Genomic DNA, 24790 nt, shown 5'->3' with positions numbered 1-24790 from the left:
ACGTCAGCGCATTGCTAGCCGCGTCAATGTGTCGTCGAACGCATCGAGGAACGTGTCGCAGTCGTCATTGCTTAAGGGCGCGGGCGGCTTGATCTTCAGCACATTGTGATGTGGTCCTTCGCTGCTGAGCAGAATCCTGTGGCGTCGCTTCATCTCGGTGATGAGGACGGCGAGCTCCTCGGATGCGGGCTCCAGTGACCGGCGGTCGCGCACCAATTCGATACCGTTGAAGAGGCCGTAGCCTCTGACGTCCCCGATGATCGCGTGCCTGCCAGCGAGTATGCGGGCTCCGTCCATCAGGCGATCGCCGACTGTCCGGCAATGGTGCATCAGTCTCTCGTCGCGAAGTGCTCAGTTCAAAACTGAGCGCGTCCCTTGCAGATCGCGGACGATAGTGCCCAGCTTGGCGGCAATGTCATCTCTGCCTGTGTGGACGGCGATGCCGAGTGCCGCCGTGCACGCGTCGAGCAGAGGTTCGGAAGCGGTTTGCGATACTTCGAACGGAAACACGATGCCTGCATACTGGATTGGTAGGCCGTCCCGGCTGCGGAAGCAGCGTCCGAAAGCTTCGACGTTTCGGTAGACTTCCCCAGCACCGAGGACCCTGTACTGACATTGGTAAGGCGCCCCGGTCGTGATGGCTTCGCGGATTTCTCCGGCCACGGTGGCAAGATCCTCAGGATGGATCCTCTGCAGATAGGCGGCAATCGGCTGGCCGCTCAATGCATCGTCGACGCTCATTCCGAACAAATGGGCAATCGCGCTGTCACCAAAGACTGTATCTGTCTCGATATTCCAGGTGAAGATGCCTGCCTCTGACAGCTCCGACGAGGCCAGTCTCGGCAGCCTGTTCTCGATCATGTGCGCCCCATCCCGTTTCGAAGCCAGCAGTTACGTCTAGTTTACCTCGAGCTGAGAAGTCGACTCGTTTTATGCAACACCATTCGTCCTCTTGAAACCGTCTGTCCCGGGAGGTTCTCGGTGAAACAGCACCGGCGACGCGGTCGCGGCGTCGATTGTGGGATGAAGTGCTAACCATGTCTCGCGATCTGGGCCGCGGTCGTTCACGCTGGAAATATGGGCATGGCCGGTGGACCGCAGTACAAGAACATCGGCGACGGCGGGCGGGTGATCAACACCTGGGGCGACGGCTTGATCGCCGAGTTCCCGAGCGTTGTCGAGGCGGTGCGAACGGCCGTGGACATCCAGAACGAGTTGGCCGGCTTGAACGCCACACGGCCGGCCGAGGGGCGCATGCTGTTTCGGATCGGTATCAACCTCGGAGACGTGATCGTTGAAGGCGATGATCTCTACGGCGACGGGGTCAATATTGCGGCGCGGCTTCAGACGTCGGCGACGGCCGGCGGTATTGTCATATCCAGTACCGTCTACGACCAGGTTCGCAACAAAGTGGCCGTTGGTTTCGATTTCCTCGGCCCCCTGACTGTGAAGAATGTCGCGGACGCCGTACCGAGCTATGCTGTACGGATCGGCGAGGATACCAACGCCGCGCCGCAGCAGACGATCGAGCCGTCGGCGTCCGCGTCGGGCAAGCCCGCCTCGCGAGGGGCGACACGGACGGATCGTCGATTGGGCTTGTTTGCCGTCTTGGGTGCAGCCCTGATCACCATAAACATACTCTCCTGGCGAGGGGTGTTCTGGGCAGCCTGGCCACTCCTTGCGCTTGCGGTGCCATCGGCGATGTGGTGGGCTCGGAACCAGAGCCGGGTCGACCCGCGCATTGCAGTGCTTGCCGTCGTCGCGCTGGGCCTTGTCGGTATCAACCTTCTGTCCTGGCATGGAACATTCTGGGCGATATGGCCTCTTCTCGCCATTGCCGTCGTCGCGGGAATTCGATGGCCGACGCGAAAATAGACGCAGCTATGGTGGGCAGGCGCCTCAAACGCACAGTTGGTCCAGCGCGCATTTCGTCTATCTCGGCGTTTTGATTTGCTGCCGACAGTTAGGTGTGTATTTTATCCAATTATAGAACCTTGGGAGACGCCTTTGGCTATAAGTGGCAATCAGATCAGGGCCGCCCGCTCACTTGTCGGAATGGACCAGCAAGCGCTTGCCGACAATGCTGGCATTGGCATCAACACCGTTCGAAACATGGAAGGTGTCGGCGCCGATCGGATACGGGTCAGAACCGATACTCTGGATGCGGTCGTCGATGCGTTACGGGCGGCCGGCGTCGTCCTGGTCGATGAAGGCCAAAGCGACGGGGGGCCGGGGGTCAGACTCGCGCGGGCGGCGAAATCGTTCGACACGATCGAAAAGGAAGTCGTTCAGTACCCCGAGTATCTGGAGCATGATGCACCTCCGGGCGCGGGCGGTTGAGGCGGAGGTTCCCACATGAGCTATGAATTTCACATCGGCCAGAAGGTCGTTTGCATTGACGACAAGTTCAAGCATGTCAGCATCGACCAGGGAATCCGCAAGGGTGAGATCTACACTCTGCGGTGGGTCGGCGAGTACACGCACTACATTGACGGCACGTTCTTTGGTGTGAAGCTCGAGGAGCTGCACCGTGGCAACGATGACGGTCCGGAAGGCTACGGGGCGGCGGACATGCCGTTCCGCGCCACACGCTTCCGCCCGCTCGTCAAAGACAGGATTTCATCGCTGCGCAAGCTGCTCGCCCCGACGCCGGATGCCCCAGTCGAGCCGACGAAGCCCAAGGAGAGGGTCAAGAAGAAGGAGCAAGTTTGAGCGGGCTTCGATTGCTGATTTCCACTGGGACGCAAGCCGGCCGGAGCGGATGAAGGCCGCGATGCAACGATCACCGTTCGCCATGACACCCGGTGATGCCTAGGTCCTTGGTCCAACTATATTTCAACTTCCATCCCCACGACAATGGGTCCGCTTCTTCCCAGGAAGAACGCGATCGTTGCAGGCCGCGAACGGGAAGTCGGATGAGAATATGCTCTCAAGCTCCTGATGCCATTCTCGCTTGCCTGCTGGTGGGCCTCGTCTTGTTGCTGGCGAGCGTGGCCACGGCGACACCAGGCGGCGAAGGCCATATCGCACAGACATTCGCCCAGCGTTCGCCATCGCCGCTTGCCGGATTTCCGGATCGGGAACTCGTCGTGGGCACCAAGGAGGCGCCGCCTTTCTCCATGAAGGCCGCCGATGGGGCATGGACTGGCATCTCGATCGATCTCTGGCGGCAGATTGCAGACAAGCTCGGAACGAAGTTCCGGTTTGTCGAGGAGCCTTCGGTACAGAGCTTGATCGATGCGACATCGCGAGGCGAGTATGACCTATCCATCGCGGCAATCACAATCACTGCCGAGCGCGAGCGCAGCGTCGACTTCTCGCAGCCTTTCTACGACACGGGTCTCGGCATCGCCGTGTCCGTCAAGAGCGTCTCGGTCTGGCACGAGATCATCAGGACGATGGTCTCGTTCGGATTCCTGCAGGCGGCCGGGGCACTGATCGGCATCTCGCTGGCGGTCGGGGCTTTGATCTGGCTGTTCGAACACCGCCACAACGAGGATTTCGGCGGCGCATCAGACACCGGAATTTCGCCACTTTGCAGGACGGTTTCAAGGCACTTGTTGCCGGTTCTATCGACGCTTTTGTGTACGACAAACCGTTGCTCTCCTGGATGGCCGAACAGCAGTTTTCATCCAGCGTACAGGTGCTCGATGCCGTCTTCGATCCGCAGAACTACGGCATGGCAATGCCTGCTGGCAGCGCCTATCGCAAGGCCATCGACGTCGCCATCCTCGAAGCCGTCCATGACGACAACTKGAAGCAGATCCTGTTTCGCTATCTCGGCGAGAAGCACTGAGAAGGCGGACTGGAAACCGACCCGCAGGCGGCTCTACCGGGGTCTCCAACCGCGCCATCCGTGCCCAACATGTGGTGAGCTGGCGGGTAGGCCGATGACCCGCAGCAATCATTGATTGCAGCCCCTCTTGGTCCTAAGGTTCCGTTCTCCGTCATTTTCATGGGGTGGAGAGGCTGCCCTGCTGAATGCGACGGGTTTTTCCCAAGCAAGCCCGTGGTCGGCCCGGTTTCGTAACGTAGCGGCAATCTTCGCTGTATCACTGGATGGGTGGCAGCGCCGATCAGGACTTGGAGACATGCATTGCGCATATTGTTGCTTGAGGACGAGCCGGAAATGGCAGCGGCGCTGATCACGGCGCTTCGACGCCGGGATATCATCATCGACCACGTGCGCACGCTGGCGGATGCCGAGCTGATGGCACGGGTGGGGACTTATGACGTGCTGGTGCTCGATCGCCGCCTGCCTGATGGTGAAGGCCTCGACCTCATCCCCGTGCTTCGCGCGCACAAAATCACCGCGCCTGTCCTGATGCTGACAGCGCTTGGCGGCGTCGATCATCGTGTCGAAGGGCTCGATGGCGGAGCCGACGATTATCTCAGCAAGCCCTTCGCCATTGAGGAGCTGCTCGCGCGATTGCGCGCGCTGCAGAGGCGCTCGCCGACGGTCTCCGCCGAGCGTTTTTCGTTCGGCAATCTGACGCTCGATCCACGCAGCAACGAAGTGGCCGTTGCTGGCGGGTTCGTCGACCTGGCACGACGGGAATACCTGGTCGTCGAGGCCCTGATCCGGCGCGCAAACCGCATCGTCACACGATCGATGCTGGTGGACGCGGTCTATACGATCGACGACCAGATCGAGTCGAATGCCCTGGATGCGCATGTGTCGCGTGTCCGCCGCAAGCTCGGCCTCGCCGGTGCGTCGGTGGAAATTCGCGCCGTCCGCAACGTAGGCTATCTCTTGCGGGTCAGCACATGAAAATGCGCAGTGGTCGCTCGCTCAAATGGGTACTGACACGCCGCCTGATCGGCCTGCAGGCCTGCCTCCTCCTGCTCTTCTTCGTGCTGCTCGCAGGCTGGGTGTGGATCATCGACCCTGAACTCGAAGATACGAATGAGGCGATCATCCGTGTGCTCGCAAAGCACGTGGAGCGCAACGCCGATGGTACGCTGGGGGTCACCGAAACGCCTGAAGTCACTGAACTGACGCGCGAGCATCCCGATTTGTGGTTCATCATCCGGGACGACAGGAATAATCTCTACCACCGTGGCGTCTTTCCGAAGGAGCTGCTCGCGGCGGCATTTCCGATGACGATCGACAGAGCGACACTGAAGGGCGGCACGACCGCCCATGTTGCGGTCGGCAACCACGAGACGCAGGTTGGCCGGCTTCAGTTCATCGCGTCGATCGACCGCATCGGCGCGCAAAGCAAGGATGTCAATATCTGGATTGATCTCGATATCGACCTTCCCGAAGACAGCGACTCCAGGACATTCTGGCTGACCATTGTTCCAGCGACCGGTCTCATCCTCGCCATATTGGTGGTTCCGATCTTGCTGGTCACCGGTGCGGCAACGCTGCTCGTCACGCCCTATTCGATCGGGCGGTCGCTGACCGGTCTGGTTGATACGGCAAACCAGGCAAAGGCGATCGAATTCGAAACACGATCGGCGCGCATTGAAGTCTCCAAGGTGCCCAGCGAAATCGTGCCGCTTGTCGATGCCTTTAATCACACGCTTTCAAAGCTTGACCAGGGCTACAAGCAGCACAGCCGTTTTCTGGCGGACGCCGCGCACGAACTGCGCACACCAATCGCCATCGTGCGTACGCGGGCCGATCTGTTGCCGGAAAGCGCGGACAGTCGGCAACTCCTGCATGATATAGACCGCCTCTCCAAGGTGGCGCATCAGCTCCTCGACATGCAGGCGATCGGCGCGGGTTCGCAGGCGGCCCAGATGGTCGACCTGAACGCGCTTGTCGGCCGGATCGCTGCCGATCTTGCGCCTGGGGTCATCGATGCAGGGTATGATTTCCTGTTCGAACCGGGCCCTGTCGAGGCGCCCTTCATGATTTACCCATCGACGATAGAGCTTGCGGTCACAAACCTGATTCGCAACGCGGTGGATCATGCCGGCTACAAGGGCACCATTGCGGTCAGCGTGGATGGGCGGGGCTTCATTGATGTCTGCGATGAAGGCCCCGGCATTCCGCCTTCAGAACGCACGCGCGTGTTGGAGCCCTTCTACAGGCTGAATACCCACTCATCGGGCGCGGGCCTCGGGCTCAATCTGGCACGAAAGGCGGCGGATCTTCATTTCGGGCGGTTGTTGTTTGCCGACACGAGCGGCGGATTCCGGGTGCGGCTCGAGATAGGCGCATTCGGCGCCAGCCGTGCAGGCAACCTCTAGCAACTCCTTGTGCTATCATGATCACACCCTGGCCCTCCGGCCCCGTTCATCGTGGGTCCTTGGAAGTCGGTAATGCGCCTGCAATCTCCGCCACGTAGCAAGCTGAAAACCAACTGGAGCGGCTGCGTTGCACGACGAATCACCCCGGAAAATACATCGAATGTATTCATGTCTCGCGGTAGCAGGTGCCGCTCTTGCACTGGCAGGTGCTGCGCTGCTTGCAAGCTGTGCGTCGCAAGTGATGAAGAACTATGTCGGAGGGCCGTTGGAGGTGGTGATGATGGACTACGGGCCACCCGACAACGTCATCGAAATCGGCGCCGGCGAAAGGGCCTATCAATGGCGGCGCGTCAACACCGAAGCGGTGACCGGCACCACCAGCGGCGAAGTTCGCCAGACACGCCATGGCGAACGCTACGAGGTCTCGGAGTCGCCGGGTTACGTCAAGGAGACGGAGTGCTTCTACACATTCTACGCGCGTGCTTCCGGGACGAGATGGATCGTCACGAATTTTCGCAAGCCGCAGCTCGAATGCGAATGACGGATTTGCCGCAGCCCGCGACGATCGTCGCGGACGCTCGGATTTCATGGAGAGAGACGCATGCTCAGCCATTTGTCCAGACTGCGGGAAGCCTTTCGCCTGAAGCTTCTTGATCCCGCCCGATCGGAGAGACTGCTCGGTGCGGTACTGATCTTTTTGATGTGTCTGATGCTGGTGCTCTTTGCCCGTCATGCGATAGCGGGCGACGCGGCCGTTGCTTGGCTGCCCACGTCGTAGCATAGCATCACTTGGGCCGCATCGGAGAAAGCAATTGGCGCGAACAGATGGGCTCGCCGCAGCCGGCGGCCCGATATTCAGCGTCCTTGAACGGATAGACACCTCACCCGACCTGCGTATTGGCGTCTCGCGAAAGGAGGCCACGGCCTTTCAAGCAGGTTGCCGCGAGCCGGCCATCGAAGCCTTCACATCGCGATCGCAACCATACGTGTTCGCGGGAGGCAGCGACCGAAAGCCCGGTGCGCCATCAGGGGTGTTGTGCGTCCCGGTTCGGCCGCCGCTCTCCCGCAGGGCGCGTGAGACTGCGCCCTCTTCACGCTCCGATGAGGTGGAGCGTGTCTGCGACTGCTAGAAGCGAAGGTTGACGCCTGCCTTGATCACATGGCTGTCGATGTCGGTACTCGAGGTTCCGGCACCGGTGGTCGTCTTGACGTCTGGGGTCATGACGTAGTTATACTCGACCCTTGCGGAAAGGCCGTTTCCAAAGGCCTGCTCTATTCCGCCGCCGACCAGATAGCCTCCCTCCCAGCCCGGGCCCTTCCGGATGTTGCTGCCGTTGTCGAATTTGGTCATCGCGTAGCCGGCGGTGCCATAAACGAGCGTCCGGTCGAGACCAACCCCGGCCTTGGCCTTGGCGGCCAGGCGCCATTGCTCGTCAAGGCTGCCGCCACGCACCGTCTGCTCGGTGCCGCCCATGTAGGTGCCCTCAATCTCGGCGCCCAAGACGGCGGAACCGAACTGGAAATTGTAGCCCGCCTGCGCGCCGACAGCGAGGCCCTTGCCGTCGGCAAAGGGATTGAGACGGCTGGAGGCAAGGCCGGCATGGCCGCCGACATAGGCGCCGCTCCAATCGAACGTGGTTGGCGTCGGAGGGCTGATCGCATAGGAATTGTCGAAATCGGCTGCCGCGGCAGCGTGGGATAGAAACGCGGCAAGCATGGCCGACAGTGCTAGTCTTGTTCTCATCGAAGGCATCAAATTACTCCAGACACAAGCGCGGCGCTCTTCAACGCGGCGCGAAATTGATCATGAGAGCTAGGAAGGAGGCTCCCGCGAGCCCTTCGAGACTTTCGTCGAAGGATGCAGGTCATTTTGCCTGCAAGGATTGCGGGCAAATTACGCAGTGCGCCGTGTCTCAATAAATAACTATTTATTTTCAGTCGCTTTTGGCAAATTGTTAATGTGATGTTCAGCGCGGCCCGGGAATAGCGCGCGCGAAGGCGCCGGTTTTCTGTCTCACAGGCAGTGTCCCCGGGAATCCCGGAAATGTGCACACAGTCCATATGTGGGCCCGGACGCGTCCGTGGGTGTTTGCCGCGTTCGATCCTTCCGATATCCTGAATAGCTGGTTCGCATCGTGTCTATCTCGGGGACGCAAGACTGCATGAAGGTTACCTATCAGAAGTATTGGATACTATTGAGCTGCATGGTAATTCTGGGTAGCCCGCCCGGGTTGCTCTCCGCACAGGAACACACCGCCAGTCGACCTCCCCCTTCGGTTGCCGTCGAGACCGTGGTGGAAGCGCCGGTCGAACCGCCGACCGAGTACATCGGCCGTGTTGAAGCACTGGAAGCCGTGGACCTCAGGGCCCGTGTGCCGGGCTTTATCGAGGAGATCGCCTTCACGCCGGGGTCCTTCGTCAAGGCCGGCGACCTCCTTTTCATCGTTGAACCTGCACGTTACGAGGCCGCGGTTGCCGCGGCCAGAGCTCAAGTCGAGCGCGCCCGCGCGGTGCAGCGGCAAGCGATCATCAGTCGGGACCGCAATGCTGAACTCGTCCGACGCAACACCGCAGCACAGGCCGTGCTTGACGATGCGCAGGCGGCCTACGATATCGCAAATGCAGACCTCGCCGCGGCAGAGGCAAGCCTTTCCAAGGCGGAGCTGGATCTGTCCTACACCCGCATAACCGCGCCGATTTCCGGTCGCATCGGTCAGCCGTTACTTACCAAAGGAAATCTGGTTGCATCGGATGCCACGGTCCTTGCTCGGCTGGTACAGTCCGATCCGGTCCGCGTGGCGTTTTCCGTCGCCGAAGCCGACATCATCACCGTTCGTCAGGCAACGCTGGCGGGAACCGGATCTGGCCGCGATTTCTTTCGGCTTAGCCTGAAGCTTCCGAACGGTACGACATATGCTCAGGAGGGAAAGATCGAGTTTTTGTCGCCGGAAGTCGACCCCCAGACAGGCACCGTAGCGGTCCGGACGATCTTTCCCAACCCTGACGGCATCCTGATGCCCGGCCAGTTCGTCAATCTCGCCTTCGCCAGCACGAGCGAGGCGATGGGACCGGTCGTCGCGCAATCGGCTGTTCTACAGGATCGCGATGGGCGCTTTGTCTACGTCGTCAACGATGACAACACGGTTCACCAGCGTCGCATCGAGACCGGTGCAAAGATTGGCGAGCGCTGGGCCGTCACCCAGGGCATAAAGCCAGGAGAGCGCGTGGTTGTCCAAGGCACCCAGCGCCTTTCCGACGGTATCGCCGTGCAGCCGGCAACCTCGAGCGGCGGTTCACTCTGATGGTATCGGGTTTCTTCATCTCCCGTCCGCGCTTTGCGAGCGTCGTTGCGATCATCCTGTGCGTGGCCGGTGCGTTGAGCCTGTTCGGGCTCCCCATTGCGCAGTATCCCAACATAACACCGCCGACCGTTTCAGTGTCGGCATTTTATCCTGGTGCCAACGCGGAGGTGATTGCCAATGTGGTCGGCGCCCCCCTGGAGGCGGCGATCAATGGGGTCGACGACATGATTTACATGTCGTCCTCCAGTTCTGATGCGGGAAGCTACACGCTAACCGTGACCTTCAAGGTTGGAACGGATCCCGATCTGGCCCAGATCAACGTCCAGAACCGGGCGCAACTGGCGATGGCACAACTCCCCTCCGCTGTAACCCAGCGCGGCGTCACCGTCCGGGCCCGCTCGCCCGATTTCCTGATTGCCTTCGGCTTCCACAATCCCGACGGCACGATGAGCGATCTGCAGATAGCCAACTATCTCTCGACCAATGTGATCGATCCGCTTTCGCGGGTGGATGGCATCGGCGAAGCCTCGGTCATGGGTTCGTCGCAATACAGCATGCGCATCTGGATGGACCCGGTGCGTATGGCAGCACTTGAGATCACCCCGGATGACGTTGCAGCGGCAGTCCAAGCCCAGAACATACAGGCCTCGATCGGTCAGGTCGGTGCGCCGCCGTCCCAAAGCAAAGTGCAGGTCCAATACACATTGATCGCTGAGGGGAGGCTAACCGATGCGGAAGCCTTCGGCAACATCGTCATCAGGACGGGCGAAAGCGGCGCACTCGTACGGGTGAGGGACATTGGGCGCGTCGAATTGGGGGCGCAGAGCTATAGTGCCAACGTGCGGGTCAATGGTGCGCCGGGTGCAATGCTTGTCATCAACCAGGCGCCTGGGGCGAATGCACTTGGAACCGTCGATCGGGTGAAGAGCGAGCTCGATAGTCTCTCTCGACATTTCCGGGCGGGGCTGTCTTATGAACCCGTCTATGATTCCACCACGTTCGTGCGCGCTTCCATTGACGAAATCCTTGTTACGCTTGCCCTGACCTTCGGCATCGTGGTGGCGGTCACCTTTCTGTTCCTCGGAGACTGGCGCGCAACGCTAATTCCGTCGCTTGCGATGCCGGTGTCGCTCATTGCCACCTTCGCAGTGCTCTACGTCGCCGGTTTTTCCATAAACCTCATCACGCTGCTTGCGCTCATCCTGGCAACCGGTCTGGTGGTGGACGACGCCATCCTCGTCGTCGAAAACGTGCAACGCCTGATGAAGGACGAAGGCCTGGATTCGGTAAGCGCCAGTCGGGAGGCGATGATCCAGGTGACCGGACCGATTGTATCGACGACGATGGTTTTGCTCGGCGTGTTTATTCCTACGGCGTTCTTGCCAGGCATAAACGGTCAACTCTACCAACAGTTTGCCGTGACCGTCTCCGCGGCACTCGTCCTGTCCTCCTTCACAGCATTGACGCTGAGCCCGGCCCTGTGCGCGACGTTTCTCGCCAAGCCCACGGAGCCACGCGGGATTTTGGCAAAAGTGGAAGCCGGTCTCGACAGGACGCGCCGAGGATATGTCCGCCTCGTCGAAGCGATTGTTCGGCGCATTGACGTCGTGGTCGGGATTGTCTGTGCCGTCGCGGCAGCGGCAGTGTTCCTCTTTGCCCTGGTACCGGGATCATTCCTGCCGGATGAAGACCAGGGCTTTCTCTTTCTGGATGTTCAGTTGCCGAACGCCTCGGCGCTCTCGCGGACAGAAGAGACGATGCACCAGGTAGAAGACATCCTGAAGAACACCGAGGGCGTCGCCGGTGTCATCTCGATAGCTGGTTCCAGCCTTCTCCAAGGCGGGAACGCGCCGAATGGCGGATTTGCGATCATCTCCCTTGATTCCTGGGAGAAGCGGCGCTCGCCGGCACTCTCCACTGCCAGGTTGCTGGCGTCGCTGAACGCCCGCTTCTCGACAATCCCCCAAGCCAACATCGGTGTGTTTGCGCCGCCGGCTATTCCTGGCGTCGGGCAGGTGGGCGGCCTCGACTTCCGTTTGCAGGCACAAGCGGGGCAGTCGTCAGACGACCTGGTCCAGGTGGCAAGAGCGCTGGTTGCAGCAGCGGACAGAACGCCCGAGATCGCGTTTGCCTCAAGTTCCTTTTCCGCGGACGTTCCCAGAATATTCGTGGACATAAATCGCAGCCGCGCGGAAACGCTCGGCTTGAGCGTCGGCCAGATCTATTCCGCATTGGGCGCTAATTTTGGCGGGCGATATGTCAACGATTTTACCTATCTGGGCCGATCCTTCCAGGTCAATCTTCAGGCCGACAGCGCGTTCCGGGCGATCCCGGAAGACCTCTACAATATCCACGTCAGAAATCGCAGCGGCGCCATGGTGCCGCTGCGCACAGTCGTCACGCTGAAGCCTGATCTGGGGCCGTTCGCTCTGTCGCGCTACAATCTCTTTCCGACTGCTCCCATCAATGCCCTTGCCCAATCCGGTGTCAGCTCGGGAACGGCGATGGCGGCATTGGAACTTGCAGCAGCGCAGACGCTGCCGGAAGGATTTGGCTACGAATGGTCGGGCCTTTCTTTCCAGGAGCGGCAATCGTCGGCGCAGGCCCCGATGATCTTCGGCCTGGCTCTGTTGTTCGCCTTCCTCTTCCTCGTTGCCCAGTACGAAAGCTGGACGCTGCCGATCTCCATCATGCTGTCGCTTGTGTTCGCGGCCTTCGGAGCGGTCTTTGCCCTGTATGTATCGGGCACGGACAATTCGCTCTACGCGCAGATCGGTATCGTCCTTCTGATCGGGCTGGCATCCAAGAACGCAATCCTCATTGTCGAATTCGCCCGCGTGCAGCGGGAAGAGCATGGTCTCTCGATCGTCGAAGCCGCTGTCGCTGCCGCCAGCCAACGCTTCCGGGCGGTGATGATGACCGCTGTATCGTTCATCCTTGGCATGATCCCGCTCGTGCTGGCAGCAGGTGCAGGTGCCAATGCGCGCCAGGCGCTCGGGGTGACGATCCTCGGCGGCATGACTGCGGCAACGACGATAGGCCTCGTCCTTATTCCAGGTCTCTACGTCGTCGTGCAGCGGCTGGCGGAGTGGACGACACCAATCCGACAAAAAGCGGATCAGTTCCCCCGTGAAAGCGGTTCGCGAAACGAAGCGTAGTCCACCGTGAATAACCAGGAGCCACACAAGGGCGCTCGATCAGCAGGCAGGAAGGCGATTGTCTTTGCGGCAGCGATCAGCCTATGCTGCCCTATCTGATGTCACTTAGGAAATGCACCATGGAATATCGTCGTCTTGGAAAATCGGGCCTGAAGGTCAGCGAGTTCTCGTTCGGATCCTGGGTTACTTTCGGCCGGCAGGTCGAAGGCAACGATGCCGTGAGTTTGATGGCCTATGCCTACGACAATGGCATCAATTTCTTTGACAATGCCGAGGGCTATGAAAGCGGAAAGTCCGAAGTCGTCATGGGCGAAGCCCTGAAGACCCTCGGCTGGAGCCGAGACAGCTTCATCGTTTCCAGCAAGGTGTTCTGGGGCGGCCAGAAGCCGACACAGAGGGGCCTGTCGCGCAAGCACGTCACCGACGCCGCTCACGCCGCGCTCAAGCGCCTGCAGGTGGAATACCTTGACCTCTATTTCTGCCACCGTCCCGACATCGATACTCCGATCGAGGAGACGGTTCGTGCGATGCACGATCTGGTAGCGCAGGGCAAGATTCTCTACTGGGGCACCTCGGAATGGTCGGCCCAGCAATTGACCGAAGCCTATGCGGTTGCCCGCGATCTGCGCATTACGCCTCCGACGATGGAGCAGCCGCAATACAACCTTTTCGAACGCCAGAAGGTCGAGGGCGATTACCTGCCGCTTTACGATCTGATGGGTTTGGGGACCACGATTTGGTCGCCGCTTGCGTCCGGCGTTCTGACCGGCAAGTACAACAAGGGAACTCCCAACGATAGCCGCATGAACCTGCCCGGTTACGAGTGGCTGAAGGAGAAATGGTCGAGCGAAGCCGGGCGCGCTCAGCTCGCGCAGGTGGCGGAATTGGCCGATTTCGCGGAGGAGATCGGCATTTCGATCACCCATCTCGCTCTGCTCTGGTGCCTTTCCAACCGCAATGTGTCGACGGTCATCCTCGGCGCATCGCGCATCGGCCAACTGGAGGACAACCTGGCGGCGCTGGCACACAAGGACAAGCTGACGCCCGATGTGCTGTCGCGCATCGACGCCATCGTTGGAAATAAGCCGGCCGCCCCGCAGCGGTTCTGATTGTTGATCGGAAAGCCAGGGCCCGCCCATTTCGTCCAGCGTTCGAGACCGCGCCATAGCGGCTTCAAACGCAGCGACGGGCAACTCGTGTCGCAGACTAGGGTCGCCCTGAGGCACTTGCGCTCCTTCGAAACTCTCGCTTGTGGCCGCCCAACCTGCGGGAAGGGGGCGCCGTTCGTCGCTGCCAAAAAGCAACGCACGGCCATTCTCCGCGCAACTCTTGAAGGTGGCCGGCAAGGTTGCTCGCTGCGGGTCCTGCCCCCACGGTGCCACGTGCAGCGGGCTGACCTCTCTGCCCCAGGGGAGTTACGACATGAAGAGCAACGAGGCTGCCGGCCAGTCGCTCGCCGGGTAGAGCACAATCAGGCTGGCATTGGAAAAAACGGAAACCGAACACAAGGTTCGTATTGCATCGAGGCCGGCATGAGCACCGTGGACGCCTTTGAGCGTTCGGCGTCATGTGAGGCAAACTTGGACTGTACCGGCGCCGGTCATCAGGTGTCTTCGTCGCTCACCATTTGCCCAGATGCGCGCCACCATCCACGTGCAGCACCTCCCCCGTGATATGCGGTGCTTCAGTCAAGAAATAGACGGCATCGACAATCTCCTGAACATGCGAAATCGTCCCCATAGGAGAAAGTGATCTCAGGAAGTCCTTGGGATCGCCGAGGTGCATCGGGGTATCGACGATACCGGGTGCTACTGTATTCACTCGGATTTTGTCGCGAGCGAACTCCATTGCCAGGCTCTTTGAGATGGAGTTGATCCCGCCTTTCGTCATCATTGCCACTGAGGCCGTGACGCCGGCGATGGGATGATCCGTAAGCGATGTCGTGATGCTGACGATGCTGCCGCCGGACTTCTGCGCAAGCATCTGCTTTACCGCCAGTTGCGATAGATGCAGAAAGCCCTCCAGATTCGTCGAGGTGAGTCCTCGCAGATCATCGATGGTGTAGTCTACAAATCGCTTGGTAAGGAAAATGCCGGCGTTGTTGACGAGCGCATCGATCGAACCGAAGCGCGTGATCGCCATCTCGGCAACCTTGCGGGCGGTCGCAGCGTCGCCGATATCACCATCCACCAGCGCGAGTTGATCAGAGCTTCGAAACGCGCGGGATGCCGTCATTTGGCGCGATGTGGCGACGACATTATATCCGTGCTCAAGGAACGTTTTCACGAGGCCTGCGCCAATGCCCTGGGAAGCTCCCGTAATGAGAATTGTCTTGCGGTTTTCCATCGTGGTCTCCTTCCGATGACCGGGTTCGGTCTACAGAACGACCGAACACCGGAGGAATCTATAGTACGATGGTGTTCCCAATACCTTCGGATTGGTTCGCCTGCTCTCAAGGTGCGATCGGATCAACACGACACCATCGCATAGTGGACGTCTGCCGTCGGGTTGTGATACGTCCAAGTCGTTCATGGCAGATGGTGGAAATGACATGACGTTTTGGCCCGATCGCCGCATTCTCGATCTGTTTGGAATTGATTTGCCCATCCTCCAGGCTCCGATGGCCGGTGCGACCACTGCCGAGATGGCAATTGCCGTTTCCGATGCCGGTGGCCTTGGGGCCATTCCCAGCGCGCAATTGACCGTGCGGCAATTGGATGACGCGTTGATCCGGATTGGTGCCGCGACAAGGCGACCGATCAACGTGAACTTTTTCGCCCATACATCGCCCTCCGCAGATCCGGCCTCGCAGTCGACATGGAGGGCAAAGCTGGATCCCTATTACAAAGAGTTGGAAATCGACCCCGCGGTGTCCACAACGGCGGCAGGCAGAGCGCCGTTCGATGAAGAGTTCTGCGCCGTGATCGAGCGGCACAGGCCGCAGGTCGTCAGTTTTCATTTCGGTCTTCCTTCCGCCGCGTTGGTGGCGCGCGTCAAAGCGACGGGAGCCAGGATGATGTCGTCGGCAACGACCGTCGCAGAGGCCGTCCGGCTGGAAGAACTGGGAGCCGATGCGGTGATCGCGATGGGATTTGAGGCGGGCGGCCATCGCGGGAACTTCCTGACACATGACATGTCCACACAGGTCGGCACCTTGGCTCTTGTTCCGCAAATCGTCGATGCCGTAGCGATTCCTGTCGTCGCGGCCGGTGGTATCGGCGACGGCCGCGGGGTGGCCGCTGCTGCAATGCTTGGGGCTTCGGCGGTTCAAGTGGGAACAGCCTACCTTCTCTGCCCGGAGGCCAGCATTCCTCAATTGCATCTCGAGGCGATCAAGAACGCACGCGATGACAATACCGCCATCACCAACCTATTTACGGGCCGTCCGGCTCGCGGCGTGGTCAATCGAATAATGCGGGAACTTGGACCGATGGCGAGCTTCGCGCCCGCGTTTCCGACCGCAGGCGGTGCTCTGGCACCCCTCAGGGCCAAGGCAGAAGCCATGGCCCAAGACGACTTCACGAACCTTTGGTCCGGTCAGTCGGCTAAGCTAGCACGCTCGATGCCTGCTGCCGACCTGACGCAACACCTGTACGAGTCGGCGCTGCAGGTCATTGCTGCAACGCAACTGACGCGAACAAGTCCCCTGTGATCTCCAACAAGCTCGTTGGGCGTCCGCCAGGTCAGGACTCCGAGGTCCGTCGGTTCAGCTTTAATTCGCACGACCGAGCTTTGCGGCCATATTCACCAACTCGGGCAGGGAGTGCGCCTTCATCTTTCGCATCACCTGGCCCCGGTGTGCTTTGACCGTGATCTCACTGATGCCAAGCTCGAAACCGACCTGTTTATTCAGGAGACCCGTTACGACAAATGCCATGACTTCCTGCTCGCGTGGGCTGAGAGTGGCATAGTTGTGGCGAAGTTCGCGAACTTCCGCCAGCAAGTCAGCAGCGGCGCTGCTGCTATCAAGTGCCTTGCGGATCGCGTCCATCAGAATTTCATCACTGAACGGCTTTGTGAGGAACTCGACGGCACCAGCCTTCATTGCTTTGACCGTCATTGGCACATCGCCGTAGCCGGTTATGAAAATAATCGGCAAGTCGCTTCGTTCAACGGAAATGAGTTGCTGAAGGTCAAGCCCACTCAGGCCGGGGAGGTTTACGTCAAGGACAAGGCAATTGGGAACCGCAACGCGTGGACAAGAGAGAAACTCACTCGCGCAATCGAACAGTTCCGGCTTCCATCCCGCCGATTGAATGAGCAGTTCAAGCGACTCGCGCACGGAAACGTCGTCATCGACGACATACACGACTGGCCTATCGTTCTGCATCGCGATGGACCTCAACAAGTCACGAGGCGTGGTCGTCAATACCCTGTACATGCGATACCTCCCTGGCATGGCCAGACTGTGGTGAATATCAGTACGGTCCAAAGACCAGACCGAGTGCGTCACGAAGTTCCGCATCGCTGAATGGCTTTAGCAGGCACTCCACTGCGCCTTGTTCGAGCAGCGGCACGCGATCGGCCTCATCACGATGCGCGGTGATAAAGACAACTGGTATCGGCTGTCCACGACGTGCGAGTTCATGCTGAAGTTCCGGACCTGTCATTCCCGGCATGGCGACATCGAGGATAAGACACTCCGTTCGCGCGACCCATCCCGACGTCAGAAACTCTTCCGCGGACGTAAATGATTGCACTGCAAATCCGAATTCTCTCACCAGGTCGGGCAGCGACTCGCGAACCGACTCGTCGTCGTCGACAATCGACACGAGTGAACCGAACGCGTTCATGACTCTTCCGCCTTGCGAAGGATATTGCTCGACTCGGACGACTGCGCAGCGAGATGATCGGAGGTCGTCGAATATTGCGGAATACAGAACGCAATGGTTGCTCCGGGTCCCTCGTGGGCCGCGGTCCAGATGCGTCCTTTATGGCTCTCGATGATGGAACGGCTGACGGAAAGACCGATCCCCATTCCTTCGTTCTTCGTGGTGAAGAACGCGTCAAAGAGGCGGTCCGCCTCTCTCGAGCCGAATCCTTCCCCTGTATCTCGTACGCTCAGGCGGACACTCTCGCCATCGCCAAGCTCCGTTCGAATGAGCAATTGCCTTTGACGCCCATCGATGTCGTTCATCGCGTCGACCGCATTGCGCAAGAGGTTCAAAATGACTTGCTGGAGCTGAACACGGTCACCGCCAACGAACGGAAGACCATCAGCGAGTTCGACCCTCAGATCCACACGACTTCTCCTGAGATCGGTGGACAGGAGCGCGATAACCTCACGAGCCGCCTCGTTGAGGTCAACCGGTTCGATCACCGCGGCGCTTCTGCGGAAGAGTGCGCGAAGGCGCGCGACGACGTCGGCTGCACGGTTGCCATCGCGGATGGTGCGGCGAGCCGTTTCAAGCGCGCCCGCAACGTTGGGCGGATCGGCCGCAAGCATCCGCAGACACGTGCCCGCATTTGTTATGATTCCGGAGAGCGGTTGGTTAACCTCGTGGGCGATCGAAGCCGTCATGGCCCCCAAGCTCATGACCCGCGTAACGTGGGCGAGTTCTGATCGGATTTTGTCGCGGGCTTCCTCCGCCCGACGGCGCTGCGTGACGTCCTGAACGGCACCCAGACACTCCAGTCGGCCGTCCTTGTGGCGAATGACGCGACCTACTACCCGTACGTACTTGATGCTGTCATCTCGGCTCCACAACCGCATTTCGTACTCCGGATTGTCCCGCCCGCAGCGTACCTGCTCCATTTTCTCCGCAAGTATCGGCTGATCCTCAGAATGCACCCGGTCGATGATCCGGTCGGGGGTTACGGAGACATCGTCGTCAAACTCGAAGATACGATTGAGTTCGTCCGAGAAGGTAATTTCGTCGGTGTCCACCCGCCATGAAAAAGTCCCGGACAGGCTGATCCGTTGACCGGCGGCAAGGAGCATCTCGCTGCGCCGCAATCTTTCCTCCGCCTTCTTCCGTTCCGTGACGTCGGTCACCGCTCCCACAAATTCAGGCTTGTCCATTTTGCCTGCGATGTTCTGAAGCACCACGTGAACGTGTTTGACAGAGCCGTCCTGCATGACAAGCCGATGCTCAAAAGCCATGTTTGTGCCTTCATTGGCAGACCGGGCGACCAATTCCCGAACACGCGAAACGTCTTCCGGATGGCATCGATCGATCATCAACTCCATCGTGGGCGAAATCGTTCTTGGATATTCCGCAAGCCGATAGGTCTCGTCCGACCAAATGATCTCGCCCGTTGAAACCTTCCACCAAATGCTGCCTGTAAGCGTCAGCCGTTGGCCTTGCGCTAGAAACGCCTCGCTGCGACGGAGTTCCTCCTCTGCCCGTTTGCGGTCGTCAATATCGGTGTTCGTTCCATACCATTTCACTATGCTTCCCTGCTCGTCGCGGAGCGGGTTCATCCGAAAGAGAAACCACCGGTAAGTTCCATCAAACCGGCGAAGCCTGGCTTCGGCTTCGCCGGGCATTCCAGCAGCCATCATGGACCGCCAAGTGGTCATCAGTTCCGCTCCCTCATCGGGATGGAGTGCTGCCGTCCAACCCCAATCGCGTGCACGCTCGGATGAGAGGCCCAGATAGTCGAGATAGTGTCGATTAAAGAAATCGGCCGCGCCGTCCGGGCGGGCTGACCAAGCCAGCGCCGGTATCGTGTTGATGATTTGACTGAGGTTACGTTCGCTTGCCGAGAGAGCCTCCTCGGCGCATTTTCTCTCGTTGATGTCCGTCAATAACGCATACCAACGGACAATGCCCCCGTTTGCATCCCGAAATGGCAGGCCGCGAACCTGGAACCAGCGATAGATGCCGTCAAACCGTTTGATGCGCGCTTCGAAATCGTACGGCTCGCCGGATTTGATCGCGTTGGTGAATTCAGCCACCGCTTGAGACCTATCTTCGGGATGGACCGTCTCGCCGGTGCCTTGCTTGAACTCATCCAGCGTTATGCCGCAATATTCGACTACGCGGCTATTGACGACCTCCACTTCACCCTCGGGCGTCAATATTGCTACAAGGCCAGCAATACTGTCTACGATCATCCGGGAGCTGTTTTCGCTGTCGCGAAGCGCTTCTTCGGCCCGTCGGCGCTCAGCGATCTCCTGTTTTAGCGCTTGGTTGGTCGCCGCAAGCTCCGCCGTTCGTTGCGCCACACGTCTGTCCAGTTCCGCCGCATGGCGCGTCTGGACGCTCAGCAAACACACTTCCTTGACAGCGATAGCCACCTGATTGCCAGCGACGTTGAGAAGGAGCCGCTCCGTTTCGCGTGGGAATATCGAGCGACTGGAGCCGGCGACGAGGACACCAACCTCTCCACCCAGGCCAAGCTGCGTCTGCATCGTTGAGAACACGGCATTCCCAACCACTACTCTGGCTGTCTGCGGCCAATTTGCCGGGACAGTTCCGAGTGACCGAAGGAGCGCCGGGCCGACATCGGAAGGCTTGCCCATCGGCGGTGTGAGCTTTGTCGTCCTTGCCATCTCGATCACCGTGGTGCCGTCCTCATCGACAAGCCTGAGATACAGGAAATCGACATTCAGCATCGCGAGCAAGACGTCGAGCAAGATCCGCGCGATCACGCGAAGGTCGCCGCCGGCCCACATGGCGGGAAGCGCAAGAAGGCCCAAAAGATCGGTCATACAGCGCCGAAGGCGGTCAATTTCGTTGGCAGTCTGTTCAAACTGCGTCGTCATCTCAGGTCTCAAATCATGTCGTTGAAGAGCCCGTCCGGTCCGCGTTCTGCAGAATGCGCCTCCCGAAGTCAAAGGTCCATTGCGCCACGGTAGCGTAGTCGGGCACCCCGGTATCGCCTCCTGTTCGATCTTCGCAGCTCGGTGCGAATGCAGGCGAACTGGGCGAAGTCGCCGATAGCCCGATGGGGTGGTCGATCTCCATCGCCACCCCATCGTCCGAGCGCGCGTCGTTCGTTCTAAAGCTGCCTCAAGAGTGCCTGAGCGGCGGCAGTCGAAGACGCCGGATTCTGTCCGGTGATCAGGCGGCCATCGGTTATGGCGAAGCTTTGCCAGTCAGCGACTTTCTCATACTGGCCGCCAAGACGTTTCAATTCGTCCTCCACGAGAAAGGGAACCACGGACGTCAGGTGAACCGCCTCTTCCTCGGAATTTGCAAATCCGGTCACTCGCTTTCCCTTGACCAGGGGCGCGCCTTGGTACTTGACATGATGCAGCACCCCCGGGGCATGGCAAACGGCCGCCACGGGCTTGCCCGAATTGTAGAAATCTTCGATAAGAGAGATGGACTTCTTGTCTTCGGCCAGGTCCCACATCGGGCCATGGCCTCCCGAATAAAAAACGGTGTCGAAATCCGCGGCACTTACCTCTGCGAGCTTCACCGTGCCAGCCAGAACACGTTGAGCTGCCTTGTCCGATTTGAATCTGGTCATCGCCGGCGTCTGGTTTTCCGGCTCATCGCTCTTCGGATCGATGGGGGGCTGGCCTCCCTTGGGCGAGGCAACCGTAATGTCCGCCCCGGCATCCTTGAACACATAATAAGGGGCTGCGAACTCCTCCAGCCAGAAGCCGGTTTTCCTTCCCGTGTTGCCGAGCGTATCATGTGACGTAAGAACCATTAGGATTTTTGAACTCATTGCTCTTCCTCCTAGTTGGGCCTGCCGCAGCACAAGCGACAGGTTTCTGGTGCGGATTTGGTTGTCGGTGACAAATGCGCACCGGACAACGTCCGCGCTGTCTCAAGTCGGGAGCGGCTTGCCGGCCTGCTCGCAGACAATGTATTCTGCATACCAATCCGGCCAGCCTTCGTCATGCTCACCCGTCAGCTTTTCGTGCTCGCCGTGCGCAGTCGCTGCCCGCCGGAGTGCAGCCGCCAGGTCTGTCGATGATGTGAATGTCGTCTGCGTTGCGTCGACGCGACCGGGTAGTCGCCGGGTGACTTCTTGAAAAAGCCAGCCGTTGCCATCCGGATCGCTGAAGGACGCGAATGAGGCGTAGCTGCCTCGTGCCGGGTCAGGGCCACGAACGCGTCCCTCCTCGCCAGCACGGTGGAATACGCCGCCAGCGTCGTGGAACAGGTCGCTGACGTCGACGCCGCGATTGACGAGCGCGGCGCGTGCCGCCTCAATGTCGGACACGATCAGATGAAGCCCTTGCGCAGAACCCGGCGCAGCCGTCGTGACCTCCTTGCCGAAGATGATCGAGCAGGGCGAGCCCGGCGGGGTAAACTGCAGAACCCGGAACGTCTCTCCTGCTGCGACATCTGCGTCGAGCCTCCAGCCCAAGGCGCTATAAAATTGCTTTGCACGATCGACGTCCGATACTGGAATGACGACGACCTCAAGTTTCATGTCGACCATGCTGCCCTCCCGTATCTTCTGGTGAAGCGGCCATGTTTTTCTCCTGCGTCTCTGCGATCCGTTCGGATGCGACACCATAAGATTCGTCATCGGCGGCGATAAATCTATGGCACCATGGTATCGGCGGCATGATCGTGAGCGCCGCGGCCATAGATGGCCAAGGTAAAACGCACGTGATGCCGCCGCCTTTTCGCAGGCGGCGGCATCGATCTGGCTCGACAGTTTCAGGACTTTGCTGCCGCTGCACGTTGTTTTCGGTATTGCACGGTCGGAAGGCCGCCCCAGCCCCAATTGTCGAGATCGACTTCCTCGATCACGACATAGGTGGATTCAAGCGGCTTGTTGAGGACGTCGAGCAGCACCTGACTGACGCCCTTGATGATGGCGGCTTTCTCTTCGGCGGATACCGAATTGCGATCGGGCGTGGTTCCTTCGCGGGTAACCTGTACGGTAACAATAGGCATTGCAGTCTCCTTTCGAGAGTTCGAACTTGAAGGTTGATCCGGCTGAGGACCCGGACCAGCATCGTCGTGCCTACCAGCGACCGGCGTTCTGGCCACCGTCGACGTGGAGGATCTCGCCGGTGACGAAGCTCGCCGTCTCGAGATAGAGGACCGCATCGACGACATCGCGAATCTCACCCATGCGGCCGACCGGATGCAGTGTCGAAAGCGCTTCGTGCGTTTCCGGCTGGTGCATCGGCGTCTTGATGATCCCCGGCGAGACGGCGTTGACGCGAACACCGCTCTTTGCGAACTCAATGGCGAGCTCCTGGGTAACCGCATTCAGACCACCCTTGGTCAGGGAGGCGAGGGCAGCAGGCACGCCGGCGATCGGTTGATTGACCAGGCTCGTGGTGATGCTGACGATATGGCCAGAGCCCTGCTTCAGCATCTCGGCGGCCGCCCGCTGGGTGATGTGAAAAAAGCCCGCGACATTCACGCCCATATTGTGATCGTAGTCCTCCTGCGTGAATTCCGTGAACGGTTTCGCCAGGAAGACGCCGGCGTTGTTCACCAGCGTGTCGATGCGGCCGAAGCGTTCCAGCGCTTCGCGGACAACCCGCTCGGCGGTCTCCGGCTTGCTGATATCGCCGGGTACCGCAAGGATGCCTGAATCGGAGCCGGCTGCGATGGATCGGGAGGTGGCGACGACGCGATAGTTCCGATCGCGATAGGCGCGAACCAATGCTGCGCCGATGCCTTGCGATGCACCCGTAACGATGGCGACCTTCTGTTCAGTGCTCATGATGTGACCCTTTCAAGTGCAGCGGCCCTGATATTGACGACCGCCCCACGCCCTCGGCGTTGGTGCAATTGATTTAGATCCATCCGATCCCTGAGAGAATTGTCACAACTTGGGGAACAATCATCCGATTTTCGGCATAATCAGCTGAGCACGCCTGCTTCTGCCGCGAGACGTGCGAATTCCGAGCGCAGGCGGGGCGCGGCGAAATCGACAAAAGCGCGCACTTTCGGTACCGACATGCGGCCGTGGGGCGCAAGCAGATGCGCCGGCAGGGGCGGGTGCTCGGCATCCGCCAGCACGATCTTTAGCCGCCCGTCTCTCACGTATTCGGCGACGTGGTAGGAATAGAGCCTTGTCAAGCCGCTGCCCGCCGCGGCCGAAGCGGCGGCAGCGCGCACGCTGTTGACGATGCACCTCGGCGTGAAATGCACCGTGCGGGGGATCGAGGAGCCCTGCGTCGGCGTGAAGCTCCAGGAATCCAGGCCGAAATTGCTGAATGCCACGATCTGATGCTTCGCCAGATCCGCCGGCTCTTCTATGCGCGGATTTTTGGCAAGATAGCGGGGCGAGGCGACGACGACGCGCCTGACGTCGCCACCGAGGCGGGTGGAGACGTGTGATGAATCCGACAGGTGGCCGATGCGCAGGGCTAGATCGACGCCTTCGTCCACGAGGTTGACGAACCGGTCCAGCATGAGAAACCTGACCGAGACGGCCGGGTGAAGATCGAGGAAGTCGTCAAGTATGGGGCGGAGCACCTCTTCGCCAAGGATTGGCGGTGCCGAAATGGTCAGCATTCCACGGGGTGCTGCGCGCTCGCCGCCTGCGAGCATGTCAGCCTCCTCAAGATCGACAAGCATGCGCCGGCAGGCTGCTGCATAGCGCTGGCCGGCCTCGCTCAGCTTCAGGGTGCGGGTCGTTCGATGCAGCAGTTCGACGCCAACATGGGCCTCCAGAAAATTCAATGCCCGGCTTACCGCTGTCGGCGAACGTTTCAGCCTGCGGGCAGCACCGGCAAGGCTGCCCTCGTCGATTGCCGTGATGAATACTCTCATTGCGTCGATACGATCCATTCTGCCGCTCCGCGGGATAGTGGTGGTCTGTTGGCGACTATTCACCCGAAGCAGGACCGGAGTAAATCACTGTGCCTCCGCCTTTCATCGTCTCGGTCGTCAAGAGGCGCGCTCATTCGGGGCAAGTCAGTTCACAAAAAGGGAGCCACCTTCCGCCGCAGCTCAATAAATCGCATCCGATTAAATCGCAATGGTATTGACATGGCATTCATCGTCGAGTATTTGAAGCTTATCCGATTAAATCGGATACGATTTAAAGCGAGCAAAAGGATTTCGCGATGACTGAGAAACTTCTCATGACCGGCAAGACACACAACAAGGGCGGCCGCGACGGCTATGCGCGCAGCAGCGACGGCAAGCTGGACATCAAGCTGCCGCAACCGCACCCGGCAGCCGAGCAACTCTTCGGCGCCGCCTGGTCGGCCTGCTACATCGGAGCGATCGAGGTCGCCGCCACCCA

At 59.9% G+C, this 24790-nt stretch carries 24 protein-coding genes and 2 pseudogenes; 14 read left to right on the top strand and 12 right to left on the bottom strand.

Going from position 1 to position 24790, the window contains the following annotated elements:
• Window positions 1–3: 3 nt before the first annotated feature.
• Together AC1DMK_RS23155 and AC1DMK_RS23150 are read right to left on the bottom strand one after the other, a co-directional pair.
• A pseudogene (locus AC1DMK_RS23155) lies at window positions 4–348 on the bottom strand (aminotransferase class III-fold pyridoxal phosphate-dependent enzyme); the annotation flags it as partial.
• 3 nt (window positions 349–351) lie between these two features.
• The gene (locus AC1DMK_RS23150) at window positions 352–861 is read right to left on the bottom strand and encodes a PAS domain-containing protein (RefSeq protein ID WP_477862326.1); all 510 of its coding nucleotides are present in this window, start codon (window positions 859–861) and stop codon (window positions 352–354) included.
• 222 nt (window positions 862–1083) lie between these two features.
• Between AC1DMK_RS23150 and AC1DMK_RS23145 the strand changes: the two genes are divergently transcribed.
• From AC1DMK_RS23145 to AC1DMK_RS23105, 9 genes and pseudogenes are all read left to right on the top strand, one after another.
• Entirely contained in the window at window positions 1084–1875 is a 792-nt protein-coding gene (locus tag AC1DMK_RS23145) for an adenylate/guanylate cyclase domain-containing protein (RefSeq protein WP_477862324.1), read from the top strand.
• A 132-nt stretch (window positions 1876–2007) separates the two neighbouring features.
• Window positions 2008–2340: a helix-turn-helix domain-containing protein gene (locus tag AC1DMK_RS23140; protein WP_477862322.1), complete on the top strand. Its 333-nt coding sequence runs from the start codon at window positions 2008–2010 to the stop codon at window positions 2338–2340.
• Between the two features lie 15 nt (window positions 2341–2355).
• A complete protein-coding gene (locus tag AC1DMK_RS23135) occupies window positions 2356–2712 on the top strand; it encodes a CAP-Gly domain protein (protein WP_477862321.1) in 357 nt (118 codons plus the stop codon).
• Window positions 2713–2807: 95 nt separating this feature from the next.
• Window positions 2808–3308, top strand: a pseudogene (locus AC1DMK_RS23130) (transporter substrate-binding domain-containing protein); the annotation flags it as partial.
• A gap of 227 nt (window positions 3309–3535) precedes the next feature.
• On the top strand, window positions 3536–3796 hold the full coding sequence (locus AC1DMK_RS23125) for a type 2 periplasmic-binding domain-containing protein (RefSeq protein ID WP_477862431.1): 261 nt from the start codon (window positions 3536–3538) through the stop codon (window positions 3794–3796).
• Window positions 3797–4096: 300 nt separating this feature from the next.
• A complete protein-coding gene (locus AC1DMK_RS23120) occupies window positions 4097–4771 on the top strand; it encodes a response regulator transcription factor (RefSeq protein ID WP_477862319.1) in 675 nt (224 codons plus the stop codon).
• Window positions 4768–6201 carry a sensor histidine kinase gene (locus tag AC1DMK_RS23115; RefSeq protein ID WP_477862317.1) on the top strand — a complete coding sequence of 478 codons (1434 nt, stop codon included), beginning with the start codon at window positions 4768–4770 and terminating at the stop codon, window positions 6199–6201. Before AC1DMK_RS23120 ends, AC1DMK_RS23115 begins: the two co-directional genes overlap by 4 nt.
• Before the next feature lie 160 nt (window positions 6202–6361).
• Complete coding sequence (locus AC1DMK_RS23110) at window positions 6362–6742, top strand: hypothetical protein (protein ID WP_037058080.1); 381 nt, start codon at window positions 6362–6364, stop codon at window positions 6740–6742.
• 60 nt (window positions 6743–6802) lie between these two features.
• Window positions 6803–6979, top strand: coding sequence for a hypothetical protein (locus tag AC1DMK_RS23105; protein WP_477862314.1), 177 nt, complete (start codon window positions 6803–6805; stop codon window positions 6977–6979).
• A 348-nt stretch (window positions 6980–7327) separates the two neighbouring features.
• Here the strand turns inward: AC1DMK_RS23105 and AC1DMK_RS23100 are convergent, their stop codons facing one another.
• Complete coding sequence (locus AC1DMK_RS23100; protein WP_477862312.1) at window positions 7328–7954, bottom strand: outer membrane protein; 627 nt, start codon at window positions 7952–7954, stop codon at window positions 7328–7330.
• 451 nt (window positions 7955–8405) lie between these two features.
• Here AC1DMK_RS23100 and AC1DMK_RS23095 point away from each other — a divergent pair, with 451 nt between their 5' ends.
• From AC1DMK_RS23095 to AC1DMK_RS23085, 3 genes are all read left to right on the top strand, one after another.
• On the top strand, window positions 8406–9503 hold the full coding sequence (locus AC1DMK_RS23095) for an efflux RND transporter periplasmic adaptor subunit (RefSeq protein WP_477862310.1): 1098 nt from the start codon (window positions 8406–8408) through the stop codon (window positions 9501–9503).
• Entirely contained in the window at window positions 9503–12661 is a 3159-nt protein-coding gene (locus tag AC1DMK_RS23090) for an efflux RND transporter permease subunit (RefSeq protein WP_477862308.1), read from the top strand. Before AC1DMK_RS23095 ends, AC1DMK_RS23090 begins: the two co-directional genes overlap by 1 nt.
• Window positions 12662–12780: 119 nt before the next feature.
• Complete coding sequence (locus tag AC1DMK_RS23085; RefSeq protein ID WP_037058084.1) at window positions 12781–13770, top strand: potassium channel beta subunit family protein; 990 nt, start codon at window positions 12781–12783, stop codon at window positions 13768–13770.
• Between the two features lie 511 nt (window positions 13771–14281).
• On the opposite strand, the gene AC1DMK_RS23080 is transcribed toward AC1DMK_RS23085, so the two are convergent.
• Complete coding sequence (locus AC1DMK_RS23080; protein WP_037058086.1) at window positions 14282–15007, bottom strand: SDR family oxidoreductase; 726 nt, start codon at window positions 15005–15007, stop codon at window positions 14282–14284.
• 205 nt (window positions 15008–15212) lie between these two features.
• Between AC1DMK_RS23080 and AC1DMK_RS23075 the strand changes: the two genes are divergently transcribed.
• The gene (locus tag AC1DMK_RS23075) at window positions 15213–16313 is read left to right on the top strand and encodes an NAD(P)H-dependent flavin oxidoreductase (protein ID WP_477862305.1); all 1101 of its coding nucleotides are present in this window, start codon (window positions 15213–15215) and stop codon (window positions 16311–16313) included.
• A gap of 60 nt (window positions 16314–16373) precedes the next feature.
• On the opposite strand, the gene AC1DMK_RS23070 is transcribed toward AC1DMK_RS23075, so the two are convergent.
• The 8 genes from AC1DMK_RS23070 to AC1DMK_RS23035 form a co-directional block, all read right to left on the bottom strand.
• Window positions 16374–17042 carry a response regulator transcription factor gene (locus AC1DMK_RS23070; RefSeq protein WP_477862303.1) on the bottom strand — a complete coding sequence of 223 codons (669 nt, stop codon included), beginning with the start codon at window positions 17040–17042 and terminating at the stop codon, window positions 16374–16376.
• Window positions 17043–17079: 37 nt separating this feature from the next.
• Window positions 17080–17454: a response regulator gene (locus tag AC1DMK_RS23065; protein ID WP_477862302.1), complete on the bottom strand. Its 375-nt coding sequence runs from the start codon at window positions 17452–17454 to the stop codon at window positions 17080–17082.
• Entirely contained in the window at window positions 17451–20372 is a 2922-nt protein-coding gene (locus tag AC1DMK_RS23060; protein WP_477862300.1) for a PAS domain-containing protein, read from the bottom strand. The genes AC1DMK_RS23065 and AC1DMK_RS23060 overlap by 4 nt, the downstream gene beginning before the upstream one ends.
• 236 nt (window positions 20373–20608) lie before the next feature.
• Window positions 20609–21286 (bottom strand): type 1 glutamine amidotransferase domain-containing protein, encoded by a 678-nt coding sequence (locus tag AC1DMK_RS23055; protein ID WP_037058090.1) that lies wholly within the window; start codon window positions 21284–21286, stop codon window positions 20609–20611.
• A gap of 102 nt (window positions 21287–21388) precedes the next feature.
• Entirely contained in the window at window positions 21389–22009 is a 621-nt protein-coding gene (locus AC1DMK_RS23050) for a VOC family protein (RefSeq protein WP_477862297.1), read from the bottom strand.
• Window positions 22010–22233: 224 nt separating this feature from the next.
• A complete protein-coding gene (locus AC1DMK_RS23045) occupies window positions 22234–22473 on the bottom strand; it encodes a tautomerase family protein (RefSeq protein WP_477862295.1) in 240 nt (79 codons plus the stop codon).
• A gap of 70 nt (window positions 22474–22543) precedes the next feature.
• Entirely contained in the window at window positions 22544–23257 is a 714-nt protein-coding gene (locus AC1DMK_RS23040) for an SDR family oxidoreductase (protein ID WP_037058094.1), read from the bottom strand.
• 140 nt (window positions 23258–23397) lie between these two features.
• Window positions 23398–24330, bottom strand: a complete 933-nt coding sequence (locus tag AC1DMK_RS23035; RefSeq protein WP_477862293.1) for a LysR family transcriptional regulator — start codon at window positions 24328–24330, stop codon at window positions 23398–23400.
• Window positions 24331–24608: 278 nt separating this feature from the next.
• Here AC1DMK_RS23035 and AC1DMK_RS23030 point away from each other — a divergent pair.
• On the top strand, window positions 24609–24790 hold a 182-nt coding region (locus AC1DMK_RS23030; protein WP_477862291.1), incomplete at its 3' end, for an OsmC family protein.

The organism is Rhizobium sp. 05L419 (genome assembly GCF_056397845.1).
The sequence above is the reverse complement of the archived record's forward strand: the minus strand, read 5'-3'. Positions and strand labels throughout refer to the sequence as shown.